22 protein-coding genes are annotated in these 25,077 nt (G+C 70.5%); 5 read left to right on the top strand and 17 right to left on the bottom strand.

Annotation, left to right across the window (positions count from 1 at the left end; translation table 11 throughout):
- Positions 1–102: 102 nt before the first annotated feature.
- The 17 genes from HCU76_RS23640 to HCU76_RS23720 all read right to left on the bottom strand — a co-directional run bounded on the left by HCU76_RS23640 (position 103) and on the right by HCU76_RS23720 (position 19,839).
- Positions 103–2,457: a hypothetical protein gene (locus HCU76_RS23640; protein ID WP_218510746.1), complete on the bottom strand. Its 2,355-nt coding sequence runs from the start codon at positions 2,455–2,457 to the stop codon at positions 103–105.
- A gap of 9 nt (positions 2,458–2,466) precedes the next feature.
- Complete coding sequence (locus tag HCU76_RS23645; RefSeq protein WP_213955770.1) at positions 2,467–3,390, bottom strand: hypothetical protein; 924 nt, start codon at positions 3,388–3,390, stop codon at positions 2,467–2,469.
- 2 nt (positions 3,391–3,392) lie between these two features.
- Complete coding sequence (locus HCU76_RS23650; RefSeq protein WP_218510747.1) at positions 3,393–6,011, bottom strand: phage tail protein; 2,619 nt, start codon at positions 6,009–6,011, stop codon at positions 3,393–3,395.
- Positions 6,012–6,017: 6 nt separating this feature from the next.
- Positions 6,018–8,306: a putative baseplate assembly protein gene (locus HCU76_RS23655; RefSeq protein WP_218510748.1), complete on the bottom strand. Its 2,289-nt coding sequence runs from the start codon at positions 8,304–8,306 to the stop codon at positions 6,018–6,020.
- A 7-nt stretch (positions 8,307–8,313) separates the two neighbouring features.
- Positions 8,314–8,715 carry a GPW/gp25 family protein gene (locus HCU76_RS23660; protein WP_213955773.1) on the bottom strand — a complete coding sequence of 134 codons (402 nt, stop codon included), beginning with the start codon at positions 8,713–8,715 and terminating at the stop codon, positions 8,314–8,316.
- Entirely contained in the window at positions 8,708–10,393 is a 1,686-nt protein-coding gene (locus tag HCU76_RS23665; RefSeq protein WP_213955774.1) for a hypothetical protein, read from the bottom strand. The genes HCU76_RS23660 and HCU76_RS23665 overlap by 8 nt, the downstream gene beginning before the upstream one ends.
- A gap of 7 nt (positions 10,394–10,400) precedes the next feature.
- Complete coding sequence (locus HCU76_RS23670; RefSeq protein ID WP_213955775.1) at positions 10,401–11,084, bottom strand: phage baseplate assembly protein V; 684 nt, start codon at positions 11,082–11,084, stop codon at positions 10,401–10,403.
- A gap of 7 nt (positions 11,085–11,091) precedes the next feature.
- The gene (locus HCU76_RS23675; protein WP_213955776.1) at positions 11,092–12,177 is read right to left on the bottom strand and encodes a phage late control D family protein; all 1,086 of its coding nucleotides are present in this window, start codon (positions 12,175–12,177) and stop codon (positions 11,092–11,094) included.
- A 13-nt stretch (positions 12,178–12,190) separates the two neighbouring features.
- On the bottom strand, positions 12,191–12,355 hold the full coding sequence (locus tag HCU76_RS23680) for a hypothetical protein (RefSeq protein ID WP_213955777.1): 165 nt from the start codon (positions 12,353–12,355) through the stop codon (positions 12,191–12,193).
- Between the two features lie 5 nt (positions 12,356–12,360).
- Complete coding sequence (locus tag HCU76_RS23685) at positions 12,361–13,488, bottom strand: hypothetical protein (protein ID WP_213955778.1); 1,128 nt, start codon at positions 13,486–13,488, stop codon at positions 12,361–12,363.
- The gene (locus HCU76_RS23690) at positions 13,488–13,991 is read right to left on the bottom strand and encodes a phage tail protein (RefSeq protein ID WP_213955779.1); all 504 of its coding nucleotides are present in this window, start codon (positions 13,989–13,991) and stop codon (positions 13,488–13,490) included. Before HCU76_RS23690 ends, HCU76_RS23685 begins: the two co-directional genes overlap by 1 nt.
- 13 nt (positions 13,992–14,004) lie before the next feature.
- The gene (locus HCU76_RS23695; RefSeq protein WP_213955780.1) at positions 14,005–15,585 is read right to left on the bottom strand and encodes a phage tail protein; all 1,581 of its coding nucleotides are present in this window, start codon (positions 15,583–15,585) and stop codon (positions 14,005–14,007) included.
- Positions 15,586–15,602: 17 nt separating this feature from the next.
- On the bottom strand, positions 15,603–16,049 hold the full coding sequence (locus tag HCU76_RS23700; RefSeq protein WP_213955781.1) for a phage tail protein: 447 nt from the start codon (positions 16,047–16,049) through the stop codon (positions 15,603–15,605).
- Positions 16,050–16,082: 33 nt separating this feature from the next.
- Positions 16,083–17,843: a phage tail sheath subtilisin-like domain-containing protein gene (locus tag HCU76_RS23705; protein WP_218510749.1), complete on the bottom strand. Its 1,761-nt coding sequence runs from the start codon at positions 17,841–17,843 to the stop codon at positions 16,083–16,085.
- 57 nt (positions 17,844–17,900) lie between these two features.
- A complete protein-coding gene (locus HCU76_RS23710) occupies positions 17,901–18,710 on the bottom strand; it encodes a hypothetical protein (RefSeq protein ID WP_218510750.1) in 810 nt (269 codons plus the stop codon).
- 82 nt (positions 18,711–18,792) lie between these two features.
- Positions 18,793–19,374: a DUF4255 domain-containing protein gene (locus HCU76_RS23715; protein ID WP_213955784.1), complete on the bottom strand. Its 582-nt coding sequence runs from the start codon at positions 19,372–19,374 to the stop codon at positions 18,793–18,795.
- Between the two features lie 111 nt (positions 19,375–19,485).
- Positions 19,486–19,839, bottom strand: a complete 354-nt coding sequence (locus HCU76_RS23720; RefSeq protein WP_213955785.1) for a hypothetical protein — start codon at positions 19,837–19,839, stop codon at positions 19,486–19,488.
- Between the two features lie 214 nt (positions 19,840–20,053).
- On the opposite strand from HCU76_RS23720, the gene HCU76_RS23725 reads away from it, so the two are divergent.
- The 5 genes from HCU76_RS23725 to HCU76_RS23745 are packed head-to-tail and all read left to right on the top strand — an operon-like array spanning position 20,054 to position 25,060.
- Positions 20,054–21,493 carry an MFS transporter gene (locus tag HCU76_RS23725; RefSeq protein WP_213955786.1) on the top strand — a complete coding sequence of 480 codons (1,440 nt, stop codon included), beginning with the start codon at positions 20,054–20,056 and terminating at the stop codon, positions 21,491–21,493.
- Between the two features lie 9 nt (positions 21,494–21,502).
- Complete coding sequence (locus HCU76_RS23730; protein WP_213955787.1) at positions 21,503–22,120, top strand: paraquat-inducible protein A; 618 nt, start codon at positions 21,503–21,505, stop codon at positions 22,118–22,120.
- Positions 22,117–22,800, top strand: a complete 684-nt coding sequence (locus HCU76_RS23735) for a paraquat-inducible protein A (RefSeq protein ID WP_213955788.1) — start codon at positions 22,117–22,119, stop codon at positions 22,798–22,800. The genes HCU76_RS23730 and HCU76_RS23735 overlap by 4 nt, the downstream gene beginning before the upstream one ends.
- The gene (locus tag HCU76_RS23740) at positions 22,797–24,446 is read left to right on the top strand and encodes an intermembrane transport protein PqiB (RefSeq protein WP_213955789.1); all 1,650 of its coding nucleotides are present in this window, start codon (positions 22,797–22,799) and stop codon (positions 24,444–24,446) included. Before HCU76_RS23735 ends, HCU76_RS23740 begins: the two co-directional genes overlap by 4 nt.
- On the top strand, positions 24,443–25,060 hold the full coding sequence (locus HCU76_RS23745) for a membrane integrity-associated transporter subunit PqiC (protein WP_213955790.1): 618 nt from the start codon (positions 24,443–24,445) through the stop codon (positions 25,058–25,060). The genes HCU76_RS23740 and HCU76_RS23745 overlap by 4 nt, the downstream gene beginning before the upstream one ends.
- The last annotated feature ends 17 nt before the right edge of the window (positions 25,061–25,077 follow it).

A 25,077-nucleotide genomic window follows, 5' to 3' on the forward strand; every position in this document is an offset into this window, starting at 1 on the left:
CGGCGCAGCCAGTCGGTGGCGGCGTCGGACGCGTTGCCGGGCTGCAGCGCGATGACGCGCTCGCCGGGCAGCGGCGTGGCGATGGGGACGATGGTGCTCACCTCAGCCTCCCTTGCGCTTGGCCTTGCGGCCGCTGCGTGATGGCGAATCGCCCGGATCGGGCTTCGGCGTCTCTGCCGACACGGACCGGGCGGCGCGAACCACCGGCGACACCGGGGCGCCGCGGATGACTGGCGAGACGATGGGCGAGACGGGTGTGATGACAGGAGTGACCGGCGTCACGGGGAGGACAGGCGTGACGGGCCCCAGGATCGGCGGACGCGGCCCCGGCACCGGCGTGACGACGGGCGGGCGCGTGGGCGGCGGCGTTGGCGTTGGCGTTGGCGTTGGCGCGGGCGTTATCGGCGGGCGCGTGGGCGGTGGCACCGGGGCCGGTGGTGGCACGGGAGCCGGTGGCGGCACAGGCGCTGGGGTTGGCACTGGAGCTGGCACCGGAGCCGGCGGCACTGGGCTCGAAGGCGTCACCGGCGCCGGAGTCGGCACGGGTGCCGCGGGCGGCACAGGGCTCGGCGCGGGGGGCTCCGGAACCGGCGCAGGCGGCGACGCCGGCCCCCCAGGCGCACCCACCGGCGCATCGAAGACCCGCGCCAGTTCCGCCACCACCTGCGTCGGCGCCAGGGATGCGTTCTGGTCGAGCTTGCGCCACGTCACCCCAGTCGCGATGCGGCGCAGCGTGTCGGGCCGCAACTGGCCTTCGGGCGCAGCCTTCTCGACGCGCTCGAGCCCCTGGCCGGCGCCCCGCGCGGTGAGATCGGCGCTGACCTTCAGGACGGTTGCCAGGTCCAGCGAGGGCCGCGTGCCGGCTTGCGTCGCCGGCGCCGCCGCATCGGCATCGCGCGCGGCCTGGGTCAGCGCGCCGATGGTCGCAGCGCTCAATGCCGGCGACTCGGCCAGTCGCTTCGACGACAGCAGCGAAGTCAAGGTGCCCACCGCCGCCGGCGACGAGCGAGACACGAGGTTGTTGAACGAATCGCTCAGCCCCAGCATGCTCATGCGGGTGCGCAGCGACGTGTCGAGCGTGCGCTCGTCCACGCCGCTCACGGCCTGCCATGCGCCTGTGTAGTCGTCGCGCACCGCGAGATGGCGGCGCCGCACGAACCACAGGTTGGGCAGGCGCGCGAGCCGTTGCCATTCGGCGTCGGAGGGGCTGGTCGGGTCGAGCACCACGACCGGACCGCTCGGCAGCCGCAATTTCTGCAGCACCTCGAAGGGCTTGCGCTGCGAGATCAGGTTCGGCGCCGCCGGCTTGACGACACGGCTGGTGCTGGCCAGGCGCGCGTTGACGGCGCGCCATTCATTGCGCGGCACCGGCGCAAGGATCAGCACGGCCGTGGAATCCAGCGCGTCGGCGGAGGCTTGGAGGTCGATCGGTTGCAGCAGCAGCGCGTCCTCGATCAGCGCGGGCAGTTCGTCTTCCGGCACCGGGCTGAAGTCGACCTCGATCTCCGCCGGGAAGAAGCCCTGCGTGAAGTCGCGGATGTCGATCAGCCCCGCCGGCAGCGGCCCGGCGCCGGGCAGCGCAGGGAACCAGGAGGACGCAGGGAAAGTCCGCCCCCGCGTGTTCTCCACCACCGCGGCCAGATGGTCCTGGTACTGCATGAGGTGTGCAAGCCGCAATGCGCGTGGCGAAAAGCCCAGCCCCGGCAGGTCGCCGCGATCCGCGCCGAGTTCGCGCCGCACCATCGCCTCGTCCACCCATTCGACCGTGTTGTTGCGCAGTGCCACCAGTGCCAGCGGCAGCACGTTGGCCGACAGGCTCGCGCCGCCACCGGCCACGAACACGTCGCGCGCCACCCGGCCACGGCGCGCGTCCAGCGCGTCGGTCGCGCCGTCGTCGGGCCAGGGCACCAGCACGATGGCGGTGGCTTCGATGGTGTCGCCGTCCTCGACGGTGCGTTGCCCGGTCAGCGACGACGGGTAGGCGCCGATCGGGTTGGCGGTGTATTCGACCGGACGCAGCGCCAGCACGAACAGCCCGGTGCGGCTGCGCATCGGCGGGTTGGGGATGCGGCCGAGGCCGAAGCGCGCGGACAGCTGCTCGGCCTGCGCGATGTTGGCCAGCGCGATGTCGAGGTCGCGCGGCAGCAGCACCAGTTCGCCGGCGGGCGTGATGCCGTGTCCGGTTTCGATGTGAAGCGACTGCGAATCGCTGCTTTCGGTCACGCGCAGGCCCTGGGCGACGCCGCTGCCCGCCGCGCGGCCCAGGTCGGCTTCGCGCGTCAGCGTGTATTGCTGCTCGCGGATCAGGTCGCGCGCGGCCAGGAAGCGGCCGTCGAACCAGCGCGGGCGCTCGCGCCGCGGGTCTTCGACCAGTACGCCGGCCGTGCGCAGGCGTTGCACATCGGAGCGGGCCACGAGTTCGCGCGCGGCGCCCTGGGTGAGGTTGGGGAAGGGCATGGTGAGTCCTTAGAGGCCGATGGCGTTGGCCAGCAGGTTGACCGCCGGCAGGAAGCGGCGGCCGAAGTTGTCGACTTGCGGCGCCTCCGCACTGCGCAGCGGCGCACCGGTGGCGACCAGCGCCTGCACCGGGATGAAAAGGCGCGCGAGGAACACCGCGCTGTGGTCGAACACCAGCGGATGCTCGGGCAGGGCGTCGAGCGGGTCGGTGCTGCCGGAGCGGCCGGTCGCGGGGTAGGCGGCGAGCACGGCGTCCTGCGTCGCGGCACGGCGATCGGCCGGCGCCTGGCCGCTGAGATCGGCGCCTTGCAAGGGCAGGCCGGCGTTGGTGTCGGAGAGTCCGGCGCGCAAGGTCACCACCACCTCGTAGGCATCGCGCAGGCGCGACACCGAGACGGCGTCCAGCGCGTCGTACGGCCCGGACGCAAAGCTCGGCGTGTAGCCATGCGCGCAGGCGATGAAGCGCAGGTAGACATCGGCGACGACGGCGGCGGCGGGCAGGGGCGTCGCGTCGGCCTGGCGGCGCAGGCTGGCAAAGCGCGCCAGGTTGTCGTAGCTGGCCAGCCGCATCGCGCCGCCGCCCTGCGTCGCGGACTGCTGCGTGAACCACGGCACGAGGCGCAGGCAGGCAGGTCGCGGCACCTCGATGAGCCGGCCGAGCCGGTCGACCGCCACGCCGGGGTCGACGACGATTTCCTCCGGATGCGGCGCATTGCCGCCGATGACTTCCGGCTCGTAGTGCACGCGCAGCCCGGCCAGGGTGCCGTTGCCGGACAACTGCGCCAGGGCGCGCGCGAGCCGGCCGCGGTGGTAGGTCTGTTCGTCGCTGAAATCGTCTGCGGCGAGCATCATGCCGGTGGCATAGGAAGGTCGCTCGGGCAGCGGGCGGGCGTACAGCGGATCGGCGCTGGGGTCGCGGCTTTGCACGGTCATGGTCATGGCTCCTGGTTCAAGATGGGCGCGGTGCTGCCGCCGACGCGCGGGTCGAGTGCGGGCGACTGGCGCACCAGGTCGCCCATGCCGAGCACGCTGCGCTGCACGCGCACCGGCTGCGGCGCCGCGGGCGGCGCGAGGTAGGTGTCCACGGCGACCAGGCTGGAGACGCCGACCAGCAGCGGCTTCGACGCCGTCACCACGCGCACGTCGACGTGCGCCGGTGCTTCGAGTTCGACGATGCGGCGGATCAAGCCGAGGTCCTGCGGCTCGACTTCCTGGTGCACGAACACCGTGGCGCGGTGGGCCAGGCGGCCGTAGAAGGCGCGCACCGCGTCGTTCTCGGCGTCGGTGGCCTGGTCGTCGCGGAACAGCGCCATCAGCTCGGCCTGCTGCTGGTCGGCGAGGAACAGCGTGTCGCCGACGATGGAATTGCCGCTGTGGCCAAGGCCCGGCAGCAGCGGATCGTCTTCGTCCACGAGGTCGACGCCCAGCAGCGTGGCCAGCAGGCGGCGCAGGCGGAAGTCCTCGATCACGACGATCTCGCCGCCGCTCACGCCACCGCCGCTGGCCACGTCGAGCGCGAACGACAGGCCGCGCCGCGTGCCGTGCCAGCGCGCCAGCCGCGGGGCTTCGCGCAGCCATGCACGGCGGCGGTTGGCGGGCAGGGCGGCATCGAAGGCCACGCCGACCCAGGCGCCGAGCCAGTCGAGTTGCGGCTCGGGCACGGTGGCCGGATGGGTCAGCACATGGGCGCTGGCGACGCGGTCTTCCAGCGTGGTCAGCACGCCCTCGTAGTTGGCGACCATGCGCGAGAGGAAGTCGGATGGGGTCGCCTTCGGCCTGTAGACGCCGATGTCGCGTGCGCCCAGCGGGTCGCGCACCAGGTGCCAAGTGGCCTGGCGCGAACTGTCGAACAGGCGCCAGCGCTGCTGCGGCTCGATGGGCGTGGCGGCCAGCGCGCCGGAGATGTCGGGGAGTTGCTGTTGCAGCGCCTGGACGACCGCGGCTGCCGCGGCGCCGCCCGCATCGAGCGACGCGATCGCGCTCGCCGGCAAGGTCGCGAGCCGCTCACCGGCGGCTTGCGCATCGGCGCCGAACTGCGTCTCGCGCAGGAAGCGCGGCAGGTAGTGGTCGACGTAGTCAAAGCGGCCGGCCCAGGCGCGCAGCGCGAGGATCTCGGGCGTGGCGCGGCCGTCGCCGAGCAACGTGCAGCGCACCCACAGGTAGCGTCCGACCAAGCGGCGCACCCGCCGTGTCGCGTCCTGGATCAGCACGCCGAACAGGCCGCGCCGGTCGCGCTCGGCGGTCCAGGATGCCAGCCCGGGGTGGCCGGGCAACTCGGACGGCGCGCGGTCCCATGCGGCGCGCGGCACCGGGCCGGCCATCGTGTCCGGCGCGAGCGCGGCGATGTCGCGGCCAAAGCCGTGCGGCTGCCAAGCGCCTGCATCGTCCAGCGGCGGCGGCGCGGGATCGGCCGTGGCCGCGAGCCAGACGATGAAGCCGGTGCCGGCCGGGATCGAGGCCTCGGCCATCAGGCGGTGCCAGACGGTGTCGGGCTGGCCGCTGTCGAGCCATTGGGCCGCGAGGCCATCGGCGGTGTCGGCCCAGTTCGTGGCCTCGCCTTGGCGCGCGGTGTTGACGAGCGAGAGCGGCAGCAAGGGCTCGGCCTCGTCGTCGTTCAACGGGTAGCGCGGTGGCATTTCCAGCGTATGGGCGAAGGAGGCCTCGACGGCGCCGGTGGCCAACGGGAAGACCTCACCGAGCACGATGCCGCCGTCGTCGAACGAGAGCGCGTCGGTGCGGCCGGGCAGCCGCACGGCGATGGCGCCGTTCGCGAGCCAGGCCAGGCTGTAGGCATAGCGGCCACCTGCGAGGGGCACGGCGGGCGTGAGGGTGCCGCTGGTGGCGTCGATGCTGCGCAGCCGTGCCGCACCATCCGGCCCCCAACTGAGCAGGCGCAACGCGGGGCCGGGGTACGCGGCCAGGGCGATCGGCTGTTCGTCGGCGGGCCAACTGATTTGCGTCAGCCGGCGCAAGGTGGGCGGGAAGCAGTTCTCCAGCTCGGGGCGGAAGACCTGCGGCGCGTATTCGTCGCGTGCCGGCGTCTGCAGCGAAAGCGGCCGGCCTTCGAGCCGCGCCAGCCGTCCGCTGGTGCGCTCCATCAGCAGCACGCCGCCGTCCGCGTGGGCCGCGAGGCGCCAGGGCACGAAGCCCTCCGTCGGGACGCGTGTCGTGGCGAAGCGGCCGCGCAGGTCGTGCATCAGCACGGCGTCCGGCAAGGCGGCGTACAGCACGCCATCGGTGCCGACGCAGATGTCGGTCGGTGCGACGTCCAGCGGCAGCGTGATCGCGTCGCCGGGGAGATGGCCGGTGTGCACGACCACCGCCATGGCCTCGCCATCCCATCGCGCGACGGAGCCGAAGCTGTCGACCGCGCGCGGCACCACGTCCAGCGCGGCCAGCGCCACGGCCTCCGCGGCGGCATCGATCGGCGAGACCACCTCGCGCTCGCTGGCCAGCCGCAGGGCCCGGCAGCCGCTGTCGTAGCGCGTGTGGTCATGGCTGCGCCAGTGACCGGCATTCGCCAGCAGGAAGAAGCGCAGGCCGTTGGCGTCCATGGCGGTTCAGCAGAGTTCCGGCACGACGGGCACCGCGACCTGGTTGGCCTTGGCGAAGGGGTTGGGCAGCGCGGCCAGCGAGGTGGGCACGGCCGTGTCCCCATCGACGACGATCACACCGAGCAATTCGGGCAACTGCCAGCGCGCCAGTTCGAGGCTGCGCGTGCCGTCCGGCTGGTTGCGCGGCAGCAGCGTCCATGCGGGGCCGCTTTCCGACACGCCCTTGCCGAACAGGTTCAGCCCCGACACCTCGCGCACGCCGGCCACGCGCGAGACCTCGACCTCCAGCTCGCGCTCGCGCACATGGCGGCCCAGCGTCCAGCCCTTGCCGTCGGCGCCGCCGGGCGGCAGCGGCCACAGCAGCCGCTTCAGGGCCTGGCGCACTTCGAGCAGCACGGCGTCGCGGCCGAAACCGTCGCGCAGCACCACACCTACAGCGAGTCCGAGCGGGATGTATTCGCAGCCGATCACGTACAGCTCCGACGCGAGCGGCGAGCGTGCGGCCAGGTGGCTGTACGTGCGCTCGAGGAACGGCCTGTCAGGACGCGGGTTGGGTGCCTGCGCGGTCGTCATCGGCTGCTCCGGCAGCACCATCACGCTGACCACGCCGGGCACTTCGAAGCGCCGGTCGCGCGGCTTGAAGCGCGGCATCACCTCGACGCGGCCCATGGCGATGCCGGGCACTTCGAAGGCCAGGCGCTGGTAGTCGAGCGGGGTCACGGCCCGGTCGCGGTGGCGCAGCAGCGCGGGAATACGCGCCTCGGCCTGCGCCATCGTCTCGGCATCGACGCCGCCTTGCATCGGCAGCGGCTGCTGGACCTTCAGGGGCGAGGATCGGCCGCCTTCGATGCGGGTGGCGCTGATGGCGGTCAGTGATTGCGGCGGCAGGTTGGCCACGACGCCGCCACCGAAGCGGCCGAAGGCCAGGCGCACGCGCATCTGGCGCTCCGGGATGCGGCCACGGATGCCGTCGCCGAAGCGCAGCGTGCCGGCGGCGGCATCGAATTCGAAGACCGCGGCTTCACGCGCGACGTTGGGATTGGCATCGATGGTTGCCAGGTCCTCGATGCGGCTCCATGTGCGGTAGCCCTGGCCAGGTTCCTCGACCTCGATCACCAGCGTGTCGGCATCGACCGATCCTTGCGGCAATGAAAAGCTTTGGTCCGCCGCACCGGTGGAACTGCCGAGCACGCTGCCGCGCAGGGTCGTGCGCTGGTCCACTTCGACCGCATTGGCGCCGATCCACGACAGCGCCAGGTGCTCGACCTGCGCACCGGGCCGCGGGCGCAGGCGCAGCCAGCCGACCAGGCGGGCGGCGCGGTCGGCATCGTCGATGCGCGGCGGCGTGTCGCCGACACCGGCGGACGGATTGGCCAGCACGTCGTTGGGCGGCACCCACAGGCGATCCTTGCCAGGCAAGGGCAATCTCAGCGTGCCCGCGCGGGTGAGGCCGGCGGTGGTGTTGCTGTCGGGCAGCGGATCGAGCGTGAGGTATTCGGTGCCGAAGGTGCCGGTGCCGCGCGTCGCCAGTTCCCACAGCACGGGCAGCGGCGCCGGTGCCTCGAGTTCGTCGAACAGCTCGGGCGTGCTGATGGTCGGCACCACGCCGAGCGACAGCAGCGTCGGCGTGCCGGCCGCGCCGCCGAGCGCGTTGCGCACGGATTCGTTGGTGCTTTCCTGTTCGGTGGGCCGGGCCGCGGTGGGCGCGAGCAGCGCGATCCACAGCACCCGGTCGATGCTGCTCGCGAAGACGTCGATGCCGTCGGGCTCGGCGCGGTCGGCATCGAACACGCGATGGGTTTCATACGGCTCGGCCGCACCGTTGACGCGATGGATGCGGGCCAGCCCCGCGACCACGTCGGCCATGCGGGCGCGTTCGCCATCGTCCAGCGCCCGCTTGATGTAGGCCTCGGCCACGATGGGCAGCACGCTGGTCTCAGACAGCGTCTCGAAGGGCGCGGGGCCGCTCAGCGTGGCGCCGGGTTGCAGCGTCTGCACGGTCAGGTCGTTGGGCGGCTGCGCGTAGGCCAGTTGCACGATGCCGCGCGCGGGCAGGGCGCCGCGCATCGGCGCACCGAGCAACTGCTGGAACACCAGCCGCTGCCGCTCCGGCACGAGGTTGGCGCGGTACAGCAGCGCATCGCCGAGCCATGCGAACAGCTCGACCATGGTGCGGCCGGGATCGCCCAGGCGCGGGTTGGTCCATTCCGGCGTGTGGGCCGGGATGCGGGCGAGCAGGTCTTCGACAAGGTCGTCGAAGCGCCGGTCGTCGAGGCGGGGTGGGGTGATTGCCATGGTGGGTCTACCGTGGTTCCTGGGTCATGGTCAGCGCGAGCGTGGCCGCCTCGCCGGTGCGTTGCAGCCGGTAGGCGATCTCGACGCGGATCTGGGTGGGTTCGCCGTCGACTTCGAGCACGTCGACGCGGTCGAGCACGATGCGCGGCTCCCAGCGCGTGACGGCCTCGGTCACCAGCACCTGGATGCGGCGGCGCGTGGCCAGCGTGTTGGGCTCATGCAGCAGGCGATCCAGGCCGGCGCCGAAGTCGGGCCGCATGAGTTGCTCGCCGGGGCGGGTTGCCAGCAGTGCCTGCAAGGTGTCGCGCACGCTGCGCTCGAGCACCGGCCAGTCGAGGCGGCCATGCGCATCGGGAACCGCGAACAGCGGCCAGCCGATGGCGGGGCGGCGGAGGTCGAACTCAGCCATTGCCGTCGCTCCGCTTGGGGAACGGGATGCAGATCTTGATGAACAGCATCCAGCGGAAGAACAGGTCGAACAGGCTCAGGAAGATGTTCAGCGAAATGAACGCGCAGATCGTGATGATCGGGATGTTGAAGCTGCAGATCCAGCCGAGCGTGAGGTTGCCGGTCGAGCCCTTGCCGTCCAGCATGTCCTTCGGGTTGCCCGACATCAGGTTCTGCAGCGAGGGCGGCACGACGAAGGAGACATTCGGCTTGAGGCCGGCGAGGAAGCCGCGATCGGTCGGGTCCGGCATGGCGATCTGCACCGGCGGGGCGCCTGCGCCTTCGTACCACGGGGCGATGACGAAGGCTTCGCTGGGCTCGGCCCAGACGGTGCGGGCGGGGCACGTTCCCTCTGGCTTGAGGCGGACGAAGGCAAGCAAGATGTACTTCGCGCCCGGCTCGTCGTAGCGGCCCGGCGCGCCCTTGACGGTGGCGAAGCGGGCGCGCATGGCGGAGGACAGGCAGGAGCGCAAGGCGCGCTTGTCGGCGTCGGACAGCGCGGGCCAGGCCCGTGGCATTTCGGGCGCCGGTGCGCCGGGGTCGCGTTCGATCACCAGGCGGACTGCGGCGCGCAGGAAGCTGCCGGCGTCGACGAAGTGGTCCGTGGTCTCGCCGTCCCGGCGCTTCAAGGGCAACTGGATGACTTGAAGCCGCGCATAGACGGCCGCGCTGGCCGGGCTGGTGCCGAACGCATCGAATTCGCTGGCCAACTGGCGCAGCAGCGTCACGAAGCGCTTCATCGCGAGGTTGCCGGGGTTGGCGTTGAGCACGGCCCAGTCCGCGTTGCTGATGCCTGGCGGCTGGATGCCACCGGGCTCGCCGAGCGCGTCGACCCAGGCTGTCTTGAGCGCGTTGCCGGCGAACGGGAAGTCCATTCCGTCGCCGCGCAAGGGCTCGACGAGGTGGTTGATGAAGTCGGCCGAGTCGGCGCCGAAGCTGTCGCCGAAGGTCTCGCTTTCTGGCGCTGGCGTTGCAGCCAGCTCGCCACTGCTGGTCGGCACGATGCCGCAGTAGAGCGTCTTGGCCGCGGCGGCGCAGACATCCGGTGGCGCGAGGAACAGCGGGTGGGTCTTTTCCTCCAGCCACGCGTCGGCCGGTTCGAGGGCGAGCTGCGTGAAGGCGCGGTCGAGCGCGGCGCCCAGGCGCGGCGCGGGCAGGCGGCGTTGCATGTCGGGGTCCGCACCCGCAGGGCCGAGGCGTTCGACCCGCGCCCAGCCTTGCAGCACGCCGCGCCGCGACATCCAGCCTTCGATCCAGGCGCCGTGCGCGTCGCTGCGCAGCCGCCGCACGACGAAGCCGGCCGAGGCGATGCGCTTCGGGTCCAGCCGCGGCAGGCCGGGCGTGTCGCACCAGGCTTCGATCAGGGCCAGGTGGAACTGCCGCTGCACCGGCTGGAACAGCTTGAGGACGCCCGACTTGTTGCGCTGCGCCGCGACGAGGCTGCGCAGCGTGGCATGGGCATCGGCATCGCGCAGTTGCGCGAAGGTGCTGGCGAGGAAGTCGTCGTCGCTGCGTTGCAGCAGGAAAGGCGCGCTGCCCCGGCCGGGGACCGGTGGCGGTTGCAGGTTGCGCGGCGCGCCGACCAGTACCGGATGGTGCTGCTGTTGGGGCGGCTGTTGCCGTTGAAGAGCTTGTGCCATGCCGGGCCTACCAGATGTTGCCCGCGCCGGGCGTATAGGCGGTGGAGATCACCGTGTTGCTGATCAGCGTGTCGCACTTGACGACGCCGCTGAAGGTCGACATGCCTGCGTCCACCGTGACCATGGCGGCGCTCACGGCCACCTGCGAGGCCTGCACCGTGACCTTGGCCGACGCGGTCACGGTGATGCCCGCGGTTTCGAGCTTGACGGAGTTGCCGTTGGAATCCTCCAGCGTCAGCGCACCGGGGCCGTCCTTCAGCGTGACGGTCTGGCCGCCGGGGGTTTCCAGCTTCAGCGTCTCCTGCCCACTTTCATCGGTGAGGGTGATGCGGATGCCGTTCTTCGACGCGATGCACTTGGTGACGTTGCGGCCGCCGCTGTCGATCGACGCAGGCGCGGCCGAGGCGCCGTTCCAGAGCCCGCCCACGACCAGCGGAAAGCGCGTGTCGCCGCCGGCGAAGACGACCAGCACTTCATCGTCCACGTCCGGAATGAAGAAGGCGCCGCGGTCGCTGCCGGCAAAGGCCGACACCACGCGCGCCCACAGCGGCGCGTCGTTGTCGGCGCCGTCGAAGGCGAACAGGCGGACCTGCACGCGGTTGGCGCTGTCGGGATCGTCGAGCGACACCACGCGGGCCAGGTGCGCACCCTGGTAGAGCGCGGCGGGGCGGTCGAAGGTGGAATGGCGCATGTTCATCTCAGGTGCCGAGGTACGCGCACTCGGCGCTGAATTCGGTGCGATAGCCGTGCTGCAGGTCGAACAGGTGGCAGGCCTGCGTGACGTAGTAGGTGTTGTCGAAGCGGGTGTCCAGGCCCGTCAGCGTGACGTGGCTGCCGACGCGCAACTTGGGGTTGCCTTCCGTCGTGCCGTCGACTTTCACGAAGCGGCGGGCGCGCTGGTCGAAGGCGGTCTGCGCGACGACGGTGGCTTCCTCGCTGGTGGCGACGCTGACCTGCGCGACGCGTTCATGGCGTGCGCCGAAGGCGTCCTTCAGCAGTTGCGCGCCGGTCTTGCCGGCGCCCGGGCCGAGATGCGCGCCGCTTTCCGCGGTGGACTCGGCGACGCTGCCTTGCCCGGCGTCCCAGCCACGCACGCTGACGCTGGTGGCCTGGTCGGCCAGGTCGGCCCGCACCCTGGCGCGGCCGAGCTGGCCATGCATTTGCAGTTCGATGGCATTGCGCTTCACGTCCTCGCGTGGCGAGACCTGCAGCTCCTCGCCGACGATCTGCAGATCGGCGTCGAAGCGCTCCAGCAGGCGGCGCAGGAAGGCGAGGTCGCTCTCGGCCAGCTGGGCCCAGGTGCCGCTCGGTGATGTCAGGCCGGCGATCACCGGGCGCAGGCCCAGGTCGCTGGCAATGGCCTTGACCACGTCGGCCGGCGTGGCATCGGTCCAGGTGCGGCTGCGGCGGGCGAGGCGGGCGCCCTGCAAGGCGTCTTCGGCCAGCGCGACGATGGTCGGTGGGTCGCCGGTCGCGTATTCGAGTTCCAGCGCGGTGATGCGGCCGCGGAAGATCTCGCAGGGGCTGGCCTCTTCGCCGAGGTACACGATCAAGGAGGCGCCCAGCGCCAGCTTCGAACCCGAAGGAAAGGCCAGGCTCGCGCTGCCATCCGGCGTGCTGGCCCAGTTCGAGAAGCGCAGCTCCATGCCGCTCAGGCCGCTTTCCTGCTCATGCATGCGCATCGACTGGATCAACTCGGCGGCGCGCTCGTCTTCCTGCCCATCGAAGCGCAAGGTCGGCCGCGCGCGGTAGATGGCGGCCTGGCTGACGGATGTCTCGGACATGGTGACGGGCTCCTCAATCGGCGTGCAGGCGGGCCTGGCGCTCGGCCATCAGCGCGAGTGCGTGGCGCATCGTTTCAAGTGGGTCGTGGCTCGCTTGCGCCTGCTGTGTGGGCGCGGTCTCGGCGGGCGCGGATGGCGGTGCGATTTCCGCGGTGACGTCTTCGAAAACGATGGCCATGGTGTTCAACCCTCGAAGTTGATCGAGGCGCGCAGCCCCGATGGAATGTCGACTTGCGCCGTGAGGCCCGCGCCCCCGCCGGCCTGGGCCTGGCCGCCGACGCCGATGGATGCGCCGGCCGAGATGCCTGCGGACAGTCCTCTGGCCGAGCCACCTGCGGTGAGGTTCAATACGGCGCCACTGCCGTTGAGCGACAGCGACGGCGCGGGCGGGACATCGACGCGCAGTCCGGCGAAGGCGCCGCTGGCGGCCGTGCCAAGCGAAAGGCTGGTGCCGGCCGTGGCGCCCGCGCTGGCTCCGGCGGAGGCGCCGAAACTGAACCCGGCGCCGGCGCTCGCGCCCAGACCGGCACCGGCACCGGCTCCGGCGCTGAGACTGAATCCCGCGCCCGCACCCGCACTTGCCCCCGCGCCCACCCCGAAACCGAATCCGGCGCTCGCCGAAGCCCCCGTCGAAAACGCCGCCGCCGCATTCAACGTGACCCCGGCGCCGCCCACCGCCAGCGTCCCGCCATCCGCGAAGCGCAGGCTTGCACTGCCGTTGGCGCTTGCGATGTCCCGCGCCGCGCGCGGCTGCCCGAGCTGGTTGGCCACGCTGGCGGGGTTCGGGGATCCGGGGCTGTTGCCCGCCGGCACCATCACCGGCGGCGCGTTGGTCGGCGCGGCGTCCACCGACGCGGCCGGCGCATGCTCCTTGTCCGCGAAGACCTTGTCCTGGCTCGCCAGCGTCAGGTTGATGCCGCAGCGCAGCGGCACGCCTTCGGGTGAGAAGTAGTCGAGCGTTTCCTTGTACTGCTCCACCATGCCGGTGAACTTGTAGGTGCCCCATTCGAAGGTCACCTGTGGCGGCACCTGCTTGCCCTTCGGCCCGTCGGGCTTCATGAGCTTCGCCATGCGGTCGCTGAGTTCGCGCACGTCGTGGCCGTTGTGCGTGGTGTCGAACACCAGGTCCATCGTCAGCTTGGCGCTGCTGTTGGCGACGTACTGCTTCTTGTTCGGCCCCTTGGCCTCGCCCATCGTGTTCGACACGCTGTACTGCAGCGACGCCGGGTTGAAGTGCACCGTGATGTCATCGCCACCATCGATCTTGAAGTGGGCGAGGGTGACCGCGCGAATGTCGGGTTGCAGAGCCATCACGGTGCCTCCAGCTGCAGGCCTTCATGGGCCAGGTGCAGCTCTTCGATGCCGATCTCTGCGGTGCGCGCGTTGAGGTCGGCGGCCTTGAACTTGACCGGCAGGGCCCGCGCGAGCCGCCACGTCATCGCGGTGTTGCCGGCCGCGTCCTGTACCGCGATCGAGACATCCAGCCGATAGGCACTGGCGCCGCCGGCCACCAGCGCGAACCACTCCCACGCGTGGCGGGTGCTGGTCACGCCGCGCTTGAGGATCACCGTCGAGAAGCTCACCGGCCCGACGCGCTGCGCCGCACCGTAGTTGGCGCCGCCGGACTTGATCACCTTCGGCTCCATCGTGGCTTCGAGCCCGGAACATTCCGCGAAGGCGCCCGAGCAGAGGTTGATCTCCGCCCCCGGCTGCCCCACGCCGCCCGGGATCACGGCTCGCTTGAACGTGACGTGGAAGCGGAACATCTGCAGCGGCTGCAGCAGGTTTTCCTGGAGGTCTTGTGCGTCGGCCATGGTGTGTCTTCGGTCAGGCGACCGCCTCCCCGAGCACTGCTTCACTGCCTTCGGCATGCTGTGCCGCGAGCAGCGAGAAGCTGACCGTGATGCGCTCGACCGAGGCGGCGGGCAGCAGCACGACTTCGACGATGAGCCGGCCGGCATCGAGGTCGGATTGCGTCATCGTCGTGCGGTCGCATCGCACTTCGAAGGCCTGATCCGGCGTATCGCCTCCGAGCCCGCCGGCACGCCAGTAGCCCATCAGCAGTTGTTCGAGCGAGAGGCGGGCCTGGCGCCACAGGGCCGGTCCGTTTAGTCCGAACGCATGGGCCTGGCCCAGCGCGCGCGCCGAGCGCAAGACGCTGGCCACCAGCCGCGAAGCCTGGCCGCCACGCCAGGCCGGCGCCGGCGAACCCGTGACATCGGACTGCAGCGCCCAGCCATCCGGTCCCGGTGCGAAGACGCACACGCGCTCGGCCAGCCGGGACCATGGATGTTCCGGCACCAGGCTGGTCGCGGAAGTGGGCTCTCCGCGAATGATTTCCGGCCGACGCGTGCCGGCCGCGCTGCGGAAGGTGCCCCGCGTCAGGGCATTGCGCGCCAGCGTGCCGGCCAGCAAGCCATCGGGCGGCATCAGCGCCTGCGGCATGTCCTGGCTCGCGGGGCTTTCCAGCCAGGGCGTGGCGAGTTGCACGAAGGCGCTGCTGGCTCGCGCCGGTTCGACTCCAGACGCGAGCAGCAGCGTGGCCTCCAACAGCGCACCGAGCGGGTCGGTGACATGGTGGCGTTGCCATCCCGTGCTGCCTTCGAACAAGGGCAGGGCGGCGACGAAGCCGCAGTCGCGCCGGTAGCGCAGCAGGAAGTCCCGCACCCGGCCGACCGCCTGGGCCCACGCTGCGGCGCCGGCCACGTCGAGCCGGGGCGCAGCGATGCGGCGCAAGCCCGGGTCTACCACCGGACCGACATCGTTGGCGCTGCATTCGACGAACACTTCCGGCGACGTGACGATCGGCCGCTCGCCGTCCGGCGCGGGTGTCGTCGACGCATTCAGCGCAGGGAGGTCGGGCAGGCACAGCAGCGCGACCTGCTCCAGGCCGATCAGGTGCTCCAGGCCCTGCCACGCAGCGGGGTCGAAGCGATCGACCGTGCGCTGCGGCAGCAAGGCGGCAAGGCGTGCCCGCACGAGCGCAACGCGCGCAATGGTCTCGGCGGCATCGCGCGGCGCGGGCTCCAACACCGGCCACGGATCGCCGACCCGCACGATGATGGCCCGCCGTCCACCCGCGATGAAGAAGCTGCGCACCGCGGCGCCCAGCATTGCCGCGCAACGCTGGCCGGCCTCGACGCTCACCGGCCGCGCCACGCTGTCGAACAGGCGGTCGAACTCCGACCAGCTCTCCACAGCGACGGGCACCTGTTCCAGCGCATCGAGCCGATCCGCCGGCAGCGCCCACGGCCCGTCGATCCAGCCGGCATCGCGCAGGTCGGCCCGCTGCGCCGCCGACAACGCGGTGCCCGCGCGCCGATGCACGAAGCCGATGAAGCAGGCGACATCGGTGCGCTCGGTCACGACGGTGGCCGGGATCTCGGCGGGGGCGAACACCAGCGGCATGTAGGGCCTCGTCCTCGTCAGGCTTCGATGGTCAGGCCTTCGGCACTGAGCACGATCTCTTCGAGCGCCAGGTCGCCGCCGCCCTTGCCAGCCAGCGTCGGCCCGGTGTACTTCATCGGGATCACGTTGCTCAGCACCCATTGCTGCACCGGCTGCTGCGCTTCGTCCAGCAGCTTGATGGTCACGCTCTTGCGTTGCGCATCCGGGCCGGCCACGCGGGTCTGCTTGATCCAGTCGAACAAGGTCTTGGAGTTGATGACGCCGCGCTTGAGCGTCACGTCGCTGACCTTGTGCACGCCGGCCACCTTGCGCACGTGGTTCTCGCGCTCGTTGCCGTTGCGGTATTCGGCGACGGTGACCTCGGTGCCGAGGCCCGATACGTCGGAGAAGCCTCCGAAGACCTCGCCGCCGTCGAAGTTGACGGTGAAATTGAAAGCGCCGTAGGGCGTGTTGCGGTTTGCCATGGCTGCAAGCTCCTGTGTTCCTGGGGGATGGAATTAGCCGCGTGCGTCAGCCGTCTTCTGGCCGATGCGGAAGATCACGAACTCGGCCGGCTTGATGATGGCCACGCCGATCAGGCAGATGAGCCGACCGTTGTCGAGGTCGTTCTGCGTCATGGTGCCGCGGTCGCAGCGCACGAAGAAGGCCTCCTCGACGGTGCTGCCCAGCAATGCGCCGCCGCGCCATTCGTTGTAGAGGAAGTCGCTGATGGTCTGCCGCACATTCGCCCACAGGCGCTCGCCGTTGGGCTCGAACACCGACCACTGCGTGCCGCGGTCGATCGAGGCTTCGAGGTAGTTGAAGTAGCGCCGGTCGCTCACGTATTTCCACTCGGGGTCGCTCGACACGAGCCGCGCGCCCCAGACGCGATAGCCGCGGCCCGAGAGGTAGCGCAGGCAGTTGATGCCAAGCGGGTTCAGCGCCTCCTGTTGCGCGAAGTTGATGTCCGTCTCGAAGCGCAGCGCCCCGCGCACCACTTCGTTGGCCGGCGCCTTGTACACGCCGCGCTCGATGTCGTTGCGCGCATAGATGCCGGTGACGAAGCCCGAGGGCGGCAGCGCGATCTCGCGCGGGATGTCGTCGCGGCCCGGGCGTGCCAGCGGGTTGGCGGCGATGACCCATGGGTAGTAGAGCGCCGCGCGTGTCGAATCGACGCGGCCGCGCAGGTCGCGCACCTGGCCGGGCGTCTGGGCGCGCGGCGTGTCGAGGACGGCGATGCGGTAGGCGCGCCGGTGCTCGGCATGCGAGATGAGCGCGTTCTGGATCGCCTGCGCATCGGCATACACGCTGCTGCCGGGCGCCGCGACGATGGACACGTCCTCGAGCCCGATCAGTTGCGCCAGGGCATGCGCATAGCTGCCGACGGTGGTCTCGTTGCCAACGCCGGGCGCGGCGCCATCGGTGCCGGTGGCAAGCATCACCTGGCGCCTGCCTTCGGTGTCGCCCGGCACCGCGTCCAGTCCTGCGATGGCGGCCTGCAATTCAAAGGCGCTGACGCCGCTGCCGACCTGCACCCACACCAGGTTCTGCAAGTCGTCGGCGCGGTTGCCTGGGGTCTGCGCCAGCACCGTGCCGATGAAGCGTGGATGCGCGCTGCCCAGGCCGATGTCATCGAAGACCTGGCCGTAGCCGTCGGCGTCGGTGAACTCGACCGACAAGGTCACGAGTTGCGCGACGATGCTGTCGTCGATCGTCAGGGCAGCGGCGGCGGCGTCGGCCCACGCGGTGGCCGTCGTCTTGGTGAACAAGGTGAAGACCGGCGCGGCCACGGTCCCCGTCGTCACGCGCACCAGGCTGCCGACCGGCGCGGTGGCGAGCGTGCGCGCCGTGGCGGGCCGCGTCGTTTCGCGGAACACCAGCCGTCCGTTGCCGGTGGCGCCAGGCGAACGGGCAAAGGCGGCAATGGCCTCGGCGCCCGCGCCGTTCCCGATCGCGGCAGTCGCCACGCCCCCGCCCGCTGCCGCAGTGCGCACCACGTACAGGCGCGAGCCGCCGTTGTCGAAGTAGCCATGAACCGCATGCGCCAGGAAATTGAGCTGGTGCCGTGCATCGGTCACGTCGCTGAACGCCAGGTTCTCGAAGCTGCCGTAGACGCGTTCGAAGTCGGTCAGGCTGGTCAGCAGTTCCGAGGCCACGCCCACCGGCCCGCGTCGTGCGGGGCCGACGAAAGCCGTGGTGCTGGTGCCCACGCCCTCGACGGACTTGGCACGGAAACTGGTCTCTTCGACGTAGACGCCGGGGGCAAGGTATTCAGGCATGGGGGGCTCCTTTGGACGGGGCGGTGGGTGGAGGAAACGGGAGGGTGGGCGGGGGCATCACGGCACGGCGAGTACCACGCGCAGGGATTGCGCGCGGCCTGCCGTCAGCTGGATGTCGATGGGGGCGGCAGCGACCGGCGCGGGCACGGCCGGCAGGTTGTCGGGATCGATGATCGGCAGCCGCGCGGGCGGCCGGCCCGCGGCGACAAGGTCCTGCGCGACACGCGTGCCGACCGTGCCGGGCCAGCGCGCCCGCACCGTTGCCGGGACACGGTCGACGACGACGGCGTCCTCGCCATCGCCCCAGGTGGTGACCGGGATGCCGACCACCGGCAGCACGCATTCGCCACGCCAGTCGCTGACGCCGCGTGCGAGCAATTGCGCGCCGGCATCGAACACGTCGATGAGCGCGCCGCCCAGCGCGTCTCCGTTGGCTGCGCTCACGTTGACGAACAGCGTCGACCAGTTGTGGCCCAGCGGCGCCATCGCGCTGCGCATCAGGGGCACGCGCTGCGGCCGGAACAGCGAGCCGGGCAGCGCGGCACTGGCCGGGTCCGGGTCGCGCGGCAGCAGCATGCGGGCGTCGCGCGGCACGTAGAGGCCGGACGGGTCGGTGATGCGAACGTCAAGCACCTGGCTGCCGATGGCGGGCGTGGCCGGTGGGGTCGCGAAGGTATCGGCATGCGCCGCCAGGGGCGTCCACGAGACCAGCGCGTACAAGCCGCTGACGTTGCGCACGAAGCGCGCGTCCGGCGCCTGCAACTGCAACGGATTGCCGATGCGTGCACCCGTGCTGCCATCGACGCATTCGATGGCGCCGAGCACACGCCGTACATCGTGCTCGATGGCTTCCCACACAGCGCTCATTTCGACCCCCACGCTCGGCACTTCGTGTCCTCGCTGCCCCCCAAGGGGGTGCGAGCTTGCTTGGGGCGGCCCGGCGCTGCGCTCATGGCCGTCCCCCTGGCCCATACGCGAAGTGGCGCGCCACCACCGGTGCGAACGCCTGCTCATCCGTATCCGGATCCAGCCGCACCACGCGGGCCACATAGGCGGCCGAGAGCCGGTACGACGCCTCCAGCGCGTCCCAGATGCGCACCTGCTCCTCGATGCCGAGTTCCTGCGGCACGATCTGGATCACGTCGTCGCGTTGCCAGCCCGCTTCGGGCGACAGCGACGATGCGTCGAGCAAGGGATGCAGATGCAGTTGCCGCATCGCCCAGGCCAGCGGCACCTGCTCGTCCTCTGCGGTGGCCGCGAAGGCGGTCAGCAGGTAGTGCAGGTCGAGCGAGAGCGCGTTCGGGTTCTGGGCTGGCTGCGGGCGCCGGGCGTGCTCGCTGACCGTGACCCGGTACAGCAGCAGCCCGATGTGCGCAGCGTCATCCGACAGCGAGGTGGCCTGGCGCAGGGCCATCGACTCGAAGGTGCAAGGCGGCATCGACACGACGCCCACACCCGGCTGCGGATAAGCGCTGCGCAGGAGGGTGGCAATGGAGTTGCCAACCGCGTGAAGGGCTCTTGCATTTGCCACGATGACTTCATCTCCCCGAAAGACTTGATGGGACGGGGATCGAAGTTATCGGGCGAGCGATGTGAGCGCATCCTCACGAGTGATTACATCCTTTGGGATGTGCCAACCGGCCTAGGGAGAACTACGGCTGTGCTTGGGACGGACACTGCCATGGGCGCGCGCGAAGCTGACGGTCCGGTGCCGCAGGTTGTCCACGCCGAAGAAGCGGTCGTCTCCGATCATGTTGATCGCATAGGTGGTGGTCGCAAAGTAGTTCATGGGCAATGGCTGCCCGTCCTTGCGCGTGTACTTTCGCTTGAAGTTCGTGCCGTCGAAGGACCACTCCCCGCCGGTCCGCGTTTCCCTCGCCGTGCCCTTGCCGTCGTCGATCTTCTCGACCTCGTCGAACTCGCCAGCCTCGGCCAGCGCGATGACGGTGCGGGTCCTGATGCCTTCGTCATCGGACTCGCTGAGCCATGTGCCCACGAGATGCATGCGAATGTTCGCGGTCTCGGCGGGGCGCGAAGGCTCGCAGGCCGCAAGGCCAGCCGGGAGGAGGGCGAGGAGAAAGAACCTGGAGATGCGCATGGGTGGGGCGATTGTGACGGCGCCGTGTTGATGCTTTCGTTGCACCTGTGGCCCACCCTTGGCCCCGCGCGCACGAAGCCCGCGCGGGTGCGATAGGCTCCGGGTGCACAACATGTCATCCACGTCTTCCACAGCACCCGTCGTCCATGACGGCCTGCCTTCTCCAGCCCGCGGCCGGGCCATGCTGGTCATCATCCTCGGCATCATGGTCGCGGTGCTCGACGGCACCATCGTCAACCTCGCGCTGCCCGGCATCGCCGAGCAGCTGAAGGCCACGCCCTCGCAGTCGATCTGGGTGGTCAATGCCTACCAGATCGCCACACTGGTGATGCTGTTGCCGCTGGCCACGCTCGGCGACCTGGTCGGCTACCGGCGCATCTACATCGCGGGCATCGGGCTGTTCACGCTGGCCTCGCTGGGCGCCACCTTCGCCGATTCGCTGGGCACCCTGATCGCGGCGCGCGCGGCGCAGGGGCTCGGCGCGGCCGGGATCATGAGCGTCAACTCGGCGCTGGTGCGGCTGATCTATCCGTCCAACCGGCTCGGCCGCGGCATGGCGATCAACTCGATGGTGGTAGCCACCTCTGCCGTGGCCGGGCCGTCGGTGGCGGCGGCAATCCTGTCGGTGGCTTCCTGGCCCTGGCTGTTCGCGCTCAACCTGCCGCTGGGCGTCGTGGTGCTGGCCATGGCACGCCGCTCGCTGCCCGCCAACAGCGCGCCGCCCGCGCCAGGGGCACGGTTCTCGCTTGTCGACGTGGTGCTCAACATGCTCATGTTCTCGCTGATCTTCCTGGGCGCGGACCAGCTCGGCGTCGGCGACCCGTCGCGGCAGGGCGGCACTGCGCCGGGCTGGGCGACGCTGGTCGCGGGCCTGGCGATCGGCTACGTGTTCATTCGGCGGCAACGCAGGCTCGCGCTGCCGCTGTTTCCGGTCGACCTGCTGCGCATCCCGGTGTTCGCGTTGTCGATGTGCACCTCGGTCGCGGCCTTCGCGGCGCAGATGCTGGCCTACATCGCACTGCCGTTCCTGCTGCTCGGCGCCTATGGTCGCAGCCATATCGAGGCGGGGCTGCTGATCACCTGCTGGCCGCTGGCCATCGTGGTGGCCGCGCCGGTGGCCGGGCGCCTGATCGGCCGCTATCCGGACGGGATGCTCGGTGGCGTCGGCCTTGGCCTGATGGGCGCCGGGCTCGCCTTGCTCGCGGCCTTGCCGGCCAGTCCGGCCAATGCCGACATCGTGTGGCGCATGGGGCTGTGCGGGGCGGGCTTCGGGCTGTTCCAGTCGCCCAACAACCACACCATCGTGACCTCGCCGCCGCCGCACCGCAGCGGTGCGGCCAGCGGCATGCTCGGCACGGCGCGGCTCACGGGCCAGACGCTGGGCGCGGTGATCCTGGCGGGCCTGTTCAGCGTGTGGAGCCCGGTGGACGGGAAGGGCCCGGTCATCGCGCTGGTGCTGGCCGCATGTTGCGCCGGCATCGCGGCGGTGTTCAGCGTGATGCGGCTGAAGATGGCGCCGTCCGACATCGCGCACGGCGCGACCGGGTCATGATGTCGCCCCATGCGTGAAATGCCCGACCTGATCGCCTGCGAAGGCTGCGACGCCATCTACAAGCGTGCGCAGCTGCGCCCGCGCGACGTGGCGACCTGTCCGCGTTGCCACACCGAACTCGAGCGCCATGCCGGCCAGCAGCGCAAGCGCGTGCTGCCGCTGACGGTGGCGAGCCTGATCACCTTCATCATTGCCAATGCCTTCCCGATCGTCGAGATCGAGGTGCGCGGCCTGCGCAGCGAGACCACGCTGGCCGGCGCCGTGGTGGCGCTGGGCAGCGAGGGCATGTCGCCCGTGGCCTTGCTGGTGCTGGCCACCACCATCCTGTTCCCGCTGCTGCAGCTGTGCATCCTGGTGTGGCTGCTGATTCCGCTGGAGCGCGAGCGACAGGCGCCTGGTTTCGCGTGGCTGGTGCGCCTGATGCAGACGCTGCGGCCCTGGGGAATGATCGAGGTGTTCCTGCTCGGCGTGCTGGTGGCCATCGTCAAGCTGTCGAGCATTGCCACGGTGGTGGCCGGGCCGGCGCTGTGGGCCTTCATGGTGCTGACGGTGCTGCTGACCTCGGTGCTGGCGTTCGACCCGCGCGGTTTCTGGGAGATGGTGTTTCACCGGCAGCGCGGCGCATGACACCCCACACTCCCCCGGACGACGCCCCCCTGACCACGGCCGCCAGCCTCGGCCTGGTGGCATGCAGCCATTGCGCCACCGTCTGGGCGGACGCGCAGGACGGCGAGCCCTGCGGCCGGTGCGGCACACACCTGCATCGCCGCAAGCCCGACAGCCTGAACCGCACCTGGGCCTTCCTGATCGCCGCCGCGGCGATGTACATCCCGGCCAACTTGCTGCCGGTGATGATCACCTCGTCGCTGTTCGGCTCGCAGGACGACACCATCATGAGCGGCATCATCTATTTCTGGGTGAGCGGCGCGTATGGGCTCGCCGCCATCGTCTTCATCGCCAGCTTCCTGGTGCCGCTGTTCAAGCTGGCCGCACTGCTGGTCCTCGTCGTCGGGGCGCAGCGCCGCAGCGCCTGGCGCCGGCCCGAGCGGGCCAAGCTCTATCACATCATCGAATTCATCGGCCGCTGGTCGATGCTCGACGTGTTCGTGGTGGCGCTGCTCGCCGGCCTGGTGCGGCTGCATGGCTTCGCGGAGATCACGGCGGGCGTCGGCATCGCGGCGTTCGGTGCGGTGGTGGTATTGACGATGCTGGCCTCGCTGAGTTTTGATCCGCGCCTGACATGGGATTCCCCGCCAGGGCCCTCCGCCGACGAGAATGACGAGCCGCAGCAAACCGCCACCGCATGAGTGATCCAGAACAGTCCAATCCGCCCGTGCCTGAATTGAAGCCGCCCTCGGTGAAGCGGCGGCGCGACTGGCTGCCCTCGCTGGTCTGGCTGATTCCCGTCGTGGCGGCGCTGGTGGGCGTGTACCTGGTCGCGCGCATCCTCACGCAACGCGGCCCGGAAATCGTCATCAGCTTCAAGTCGGCCGAAGGGCTCGAGGCGGGCAAGACAGCCGTCAAGTACAAGGAAGTGCAGATCGGCGTGGTCAAGACCATCCGCCTCGCGCGCGACCGGTCGCTGGTGCGCGTCACGGTGCAACTGACCAAGGACTCCGACGGCTTCACCGCACCCGACACGCGCTACTGGGTGGTGCGCCCGCGGCTCGATACCTCGGGCATCTCCGGCCTCGGCACGCTGCTCTCGGGCGCCTACATCGGCGCCGACGCCGGCACGGCCGACGAGACCACCGACCAGTTCACCGGCCTGGAGACCCCGCCCATCGTCACGCGCGATGCGTCGGGCCAGCAATACCTGCTGCATGCCACCGACATCGGCTCGCTCGACGTGGGTTCGCCGGTGTACTTCCGGCGCATCAAGGTCGGGCAGGTGGCGGCCTATGAACTCGACGGCGACGGCCGCGGGGTCACGTTGCGGATCTTCGTGAACACGCCGTACGACAAGTTCATCGGACTCAACACGCGCTTCTGGCATGCCAGCGGCATCGACCTGTCGCTGAGCGCGGGCGGCGTCAACGTGCGTACCCAGTCGGTGGCCTCCATCGTGCTCGGTGGCATTGCATTCCAGGCGCCCGAGAACGTGATCGGACCGCTTGCCAGCGAGAACACGGCCTACGTGCTGGCCGCGGACGAGACCACCGCGATGAAGCCGCCGGACGGTCCCTCGCAGACGCTCCTGATGTACTTCAACCAGTCGCTGCGAGGCCTCGAGCCCGGCGCGCCGGTCGACTTCCGGGGCGTCGTGATCGGCGAGGTCAAGTCGATCGGCGTGGAGTTCGACCGCAGCGAGCGCGAGTTCCGCATGCCGGTACTGCTGCAGGTCTATCCCGACCGCCTGCGCCGCCGCGCCGGCATCAACGAGGTGGGGGCCAATGCGCCTTCGAGCCGGACGCAGGAGGAGCGCCTGCGCTTCCTCATCGGCAAGGGTATGCGCGCGCAGTTGCGCAACGGCAACCTGCTGACCGGCCAGATGTACGTCGCGCTCGACTTCTTCCCGAAGCAGCCGGTGGTGAAGGTCGACGTGGCCACCAACCCGATCGAACTCCCCACGGTGCCTGGCAGCTTCGACGACCTGCAGTCGCAGGTGCAGGAGATCGCGACCAAGGTCAACAAGATCCCGTTCGAGGAACTGGGCAAGGACCTGCGCGTGTCGCTGGCCACGCTCAACAAGACGCTGACCGGCGCCGAGAAGCTGGCCCACACGCTCAACAACGACGTGTCGCCCGAGATCACGGCAGCGCTGAAGGACGTTCGCAAGACCGTGGATGCCGCCAACCGCACGCTGCTGGAGGACGCGCCCCTGCAGTCAGACCTGCGCCAGACCATGCAGGAGCTGACGCGTGCGGCCGGCTCGATGCGCGTGCTGACCGACTACCTCGAGCGCCATCCCGAGTCGCTGCTGCGCGGCAAACCGGACGACAGGAAGAAATGAAAGCCCCGACTTCCCTGATTCCCCTGGCCGCGGCCATCGTAGCGGCGCTCGCGGGCTGCGCCGCTTCGTTGCCGCGCTTCTATACGCTGGCTTCCCCGTCGGCTGCCACCGCTGCGGTGGCGGGTTCTGCACCGCTCTGGATCGAGGTGGCGCCACTGGCGGTTCCCGAACGGCTGGCTCGCCCGCAAATGGTGGTGCGTTCCGCCGGTGTCGATGCGCAGGTCGAAGTGCTGGAAGACAGCCGGTGGGCATCCTCGTTCGAGAGCGAACTGCGCGATGCGCTGTCGAGCGGCATTGCCGGCCAGTTGGGGGCGCTCGACGGTACCCGCGGCGGCCGACCGGCCTCGGCGCCGGTCATGCGCATCTCGGTGCAGGTGCGGCGCTTCGACGCCGTGGAGGGCAGCCGGGTCGAGGCGAGCCTGGGCTGGTCGGCACGCCGGGCCGAACAACCGCGTGCCCTGGTCTGCCAGGTCAACCTGAGCGAACCGGTCAGCGGCCCGGGCATCGACGCCGTGGCGCAAAGCGCCCAGAGGCTCACAGCCAATGCCTCGGCCGCCATCGCGCGCGGCGTGGCAGCGCTGCAGTCGAATCCGGACGCGACGTGTCCGATTTAAGACATATCGCCCTGCGG

This window comes from Variovorax sp. dw_308, assembly GCF_019207085.1.
Classification (GTDB): Bacteria; Pseudomonadota; Gammaproteobacteria; order Burkholderiales; family Burkholderiaceae_C; genus Variovorax.

Coding starts and splice junctions, on each gene's coding strand:
- HCU76_RS23640 (WP_218510746.1), bottom strand. CDS start 2,457: ATGCCCTTCCCCAACCTCACCCAGGGCGCCGCGCGCGAACTCGTGGCC.
- HCU76_RS23645 (WP_213955770.1), bottom strand. CDS start 3,390: ATGACCGTGCAAAGCCGCGACCCCAGCGCCGATCCGCTGTACGCCCGC.
- HCU76_RS23650 (WP_218510747.1), bottom strand. CDS start 6,011: ATGGACGCCAACGGCCTGCGCTTCTTCCTGCTGGCGAATGCCGGTCAC.
- HCU76_RS23655 (WP_218510748.1), bottom strand. CDS start 8,306: ATGGCAATCACCCCACCCCGCCTCGACGACCGGCGCTTCGACGACCTT.
- HCU76_RS23660 (WP_213955773.1), bottom strand. CDS start 8,715: ATGGCTGAGTTCGACCTCCGCCGCCCCGCCATCGGCTGGCCGCTGTTC.
- HCU76_RS23665 (WP_213955774.1), bottom strand. CDS start 10,393: ATGGCACAAGCTCTTCAACGGCAACAGCCGCCCCAACAGCAGCACCAT.
- HCU76_RS23670 (WP_213955775.1), bottom strand. CDS start 11,084: ATGCGCCATTCCACCTTCGACCGCCCCGCCGCGCTCTACCAGGGTGCG.
- HCU76_RS23675 (WP_213955776.1), bottom strand. CDS start 12,177: ATGTCCGAGACATCCGTCAGCCAGGCCGCCATCTACCGCGCGCGGCCG.
- HCU76_RS23680 (WP_213955777.1), bottom strand. CDS start 12,355: ATGGCCATCGTTTTCGAAGACGTCACCGCGGAAATCGCACCGCCATCC.
- HCU76_RS23685 (WP_213955778.1), bottom strand. CDS start 13,488: ATGGCTCTGCAACCCGACATTCGCGCGGTCACCCTCGCCCACTTCAAG.
- HCU76_RS23690 (WP_213955779.1), bottom strand. CDS start 13,991: ATGGCCGACGCACAAGACCTCCAGGAAAACCTGCTGCAGCCGCTGCAG.
- HCU76_RS23695 (WP_213955780.1), bottom strand. CDS start 15,585: ATGCCGCTGGTGTTCGCCCCCGCCGAGATCCCGGCCACCGTCGTGACC.
- HCU76_RS23700 (WP_213955781.1), bottom strand. CDS start 16,049: ATGGCAAACCGCAACACGCCCTACGGCGCTTTCAATTTCACCGTCAAC.
- HCU76_RS23705 (WP_218510749.1), bottom strand. CDS start 17,843: ATGCCTGAATACCTTGCCCCCGGCGTCTACGTCGAAGAGACCAGTTTC.
- HCU76_RS23710 (WP_218510750.1), bottom strand. CDS start 18,710: ATGAGCGCTGTGTGGGAAGCCATCGAGCACGATGTACGGCGTGTGCTC.
- HCU76_RS23725 (WP_213955786.1), top strand. CDS start 20,054: ATGTCATCCACGTCTTCCACAGCACCCGTCGTCCATGACGGCCTGCCT.
- HCU76_RS23730 (WP_213955787.1), top strand. CDS start 21,503: ATGCGTGAAATGCCCGACCTGATCGCCTGCGAAGGCTGCGACGCCATC.
- HCU76_RS23735 (WP_213955788.1), top strand. CDS start 22,117: ATGACACCCCACACTCCCCCGGACGACGCCCCCCTGACCACGGCCGCC.
- HCU76_RS23740 (WP_213955789.1), top strand. CDS start 22,797: ATGAGTGATCCAGAACAGTCCAATCCGCCCGTGCCTGAATTGAAGCCG.
- HCU76_RS23745 (WP_213955790.1), top strand. CDS start 24,443: ATGAAAGCCCCGACTTCCCTGATTCCCCTGGCCGCGGCCATCGTAGCG.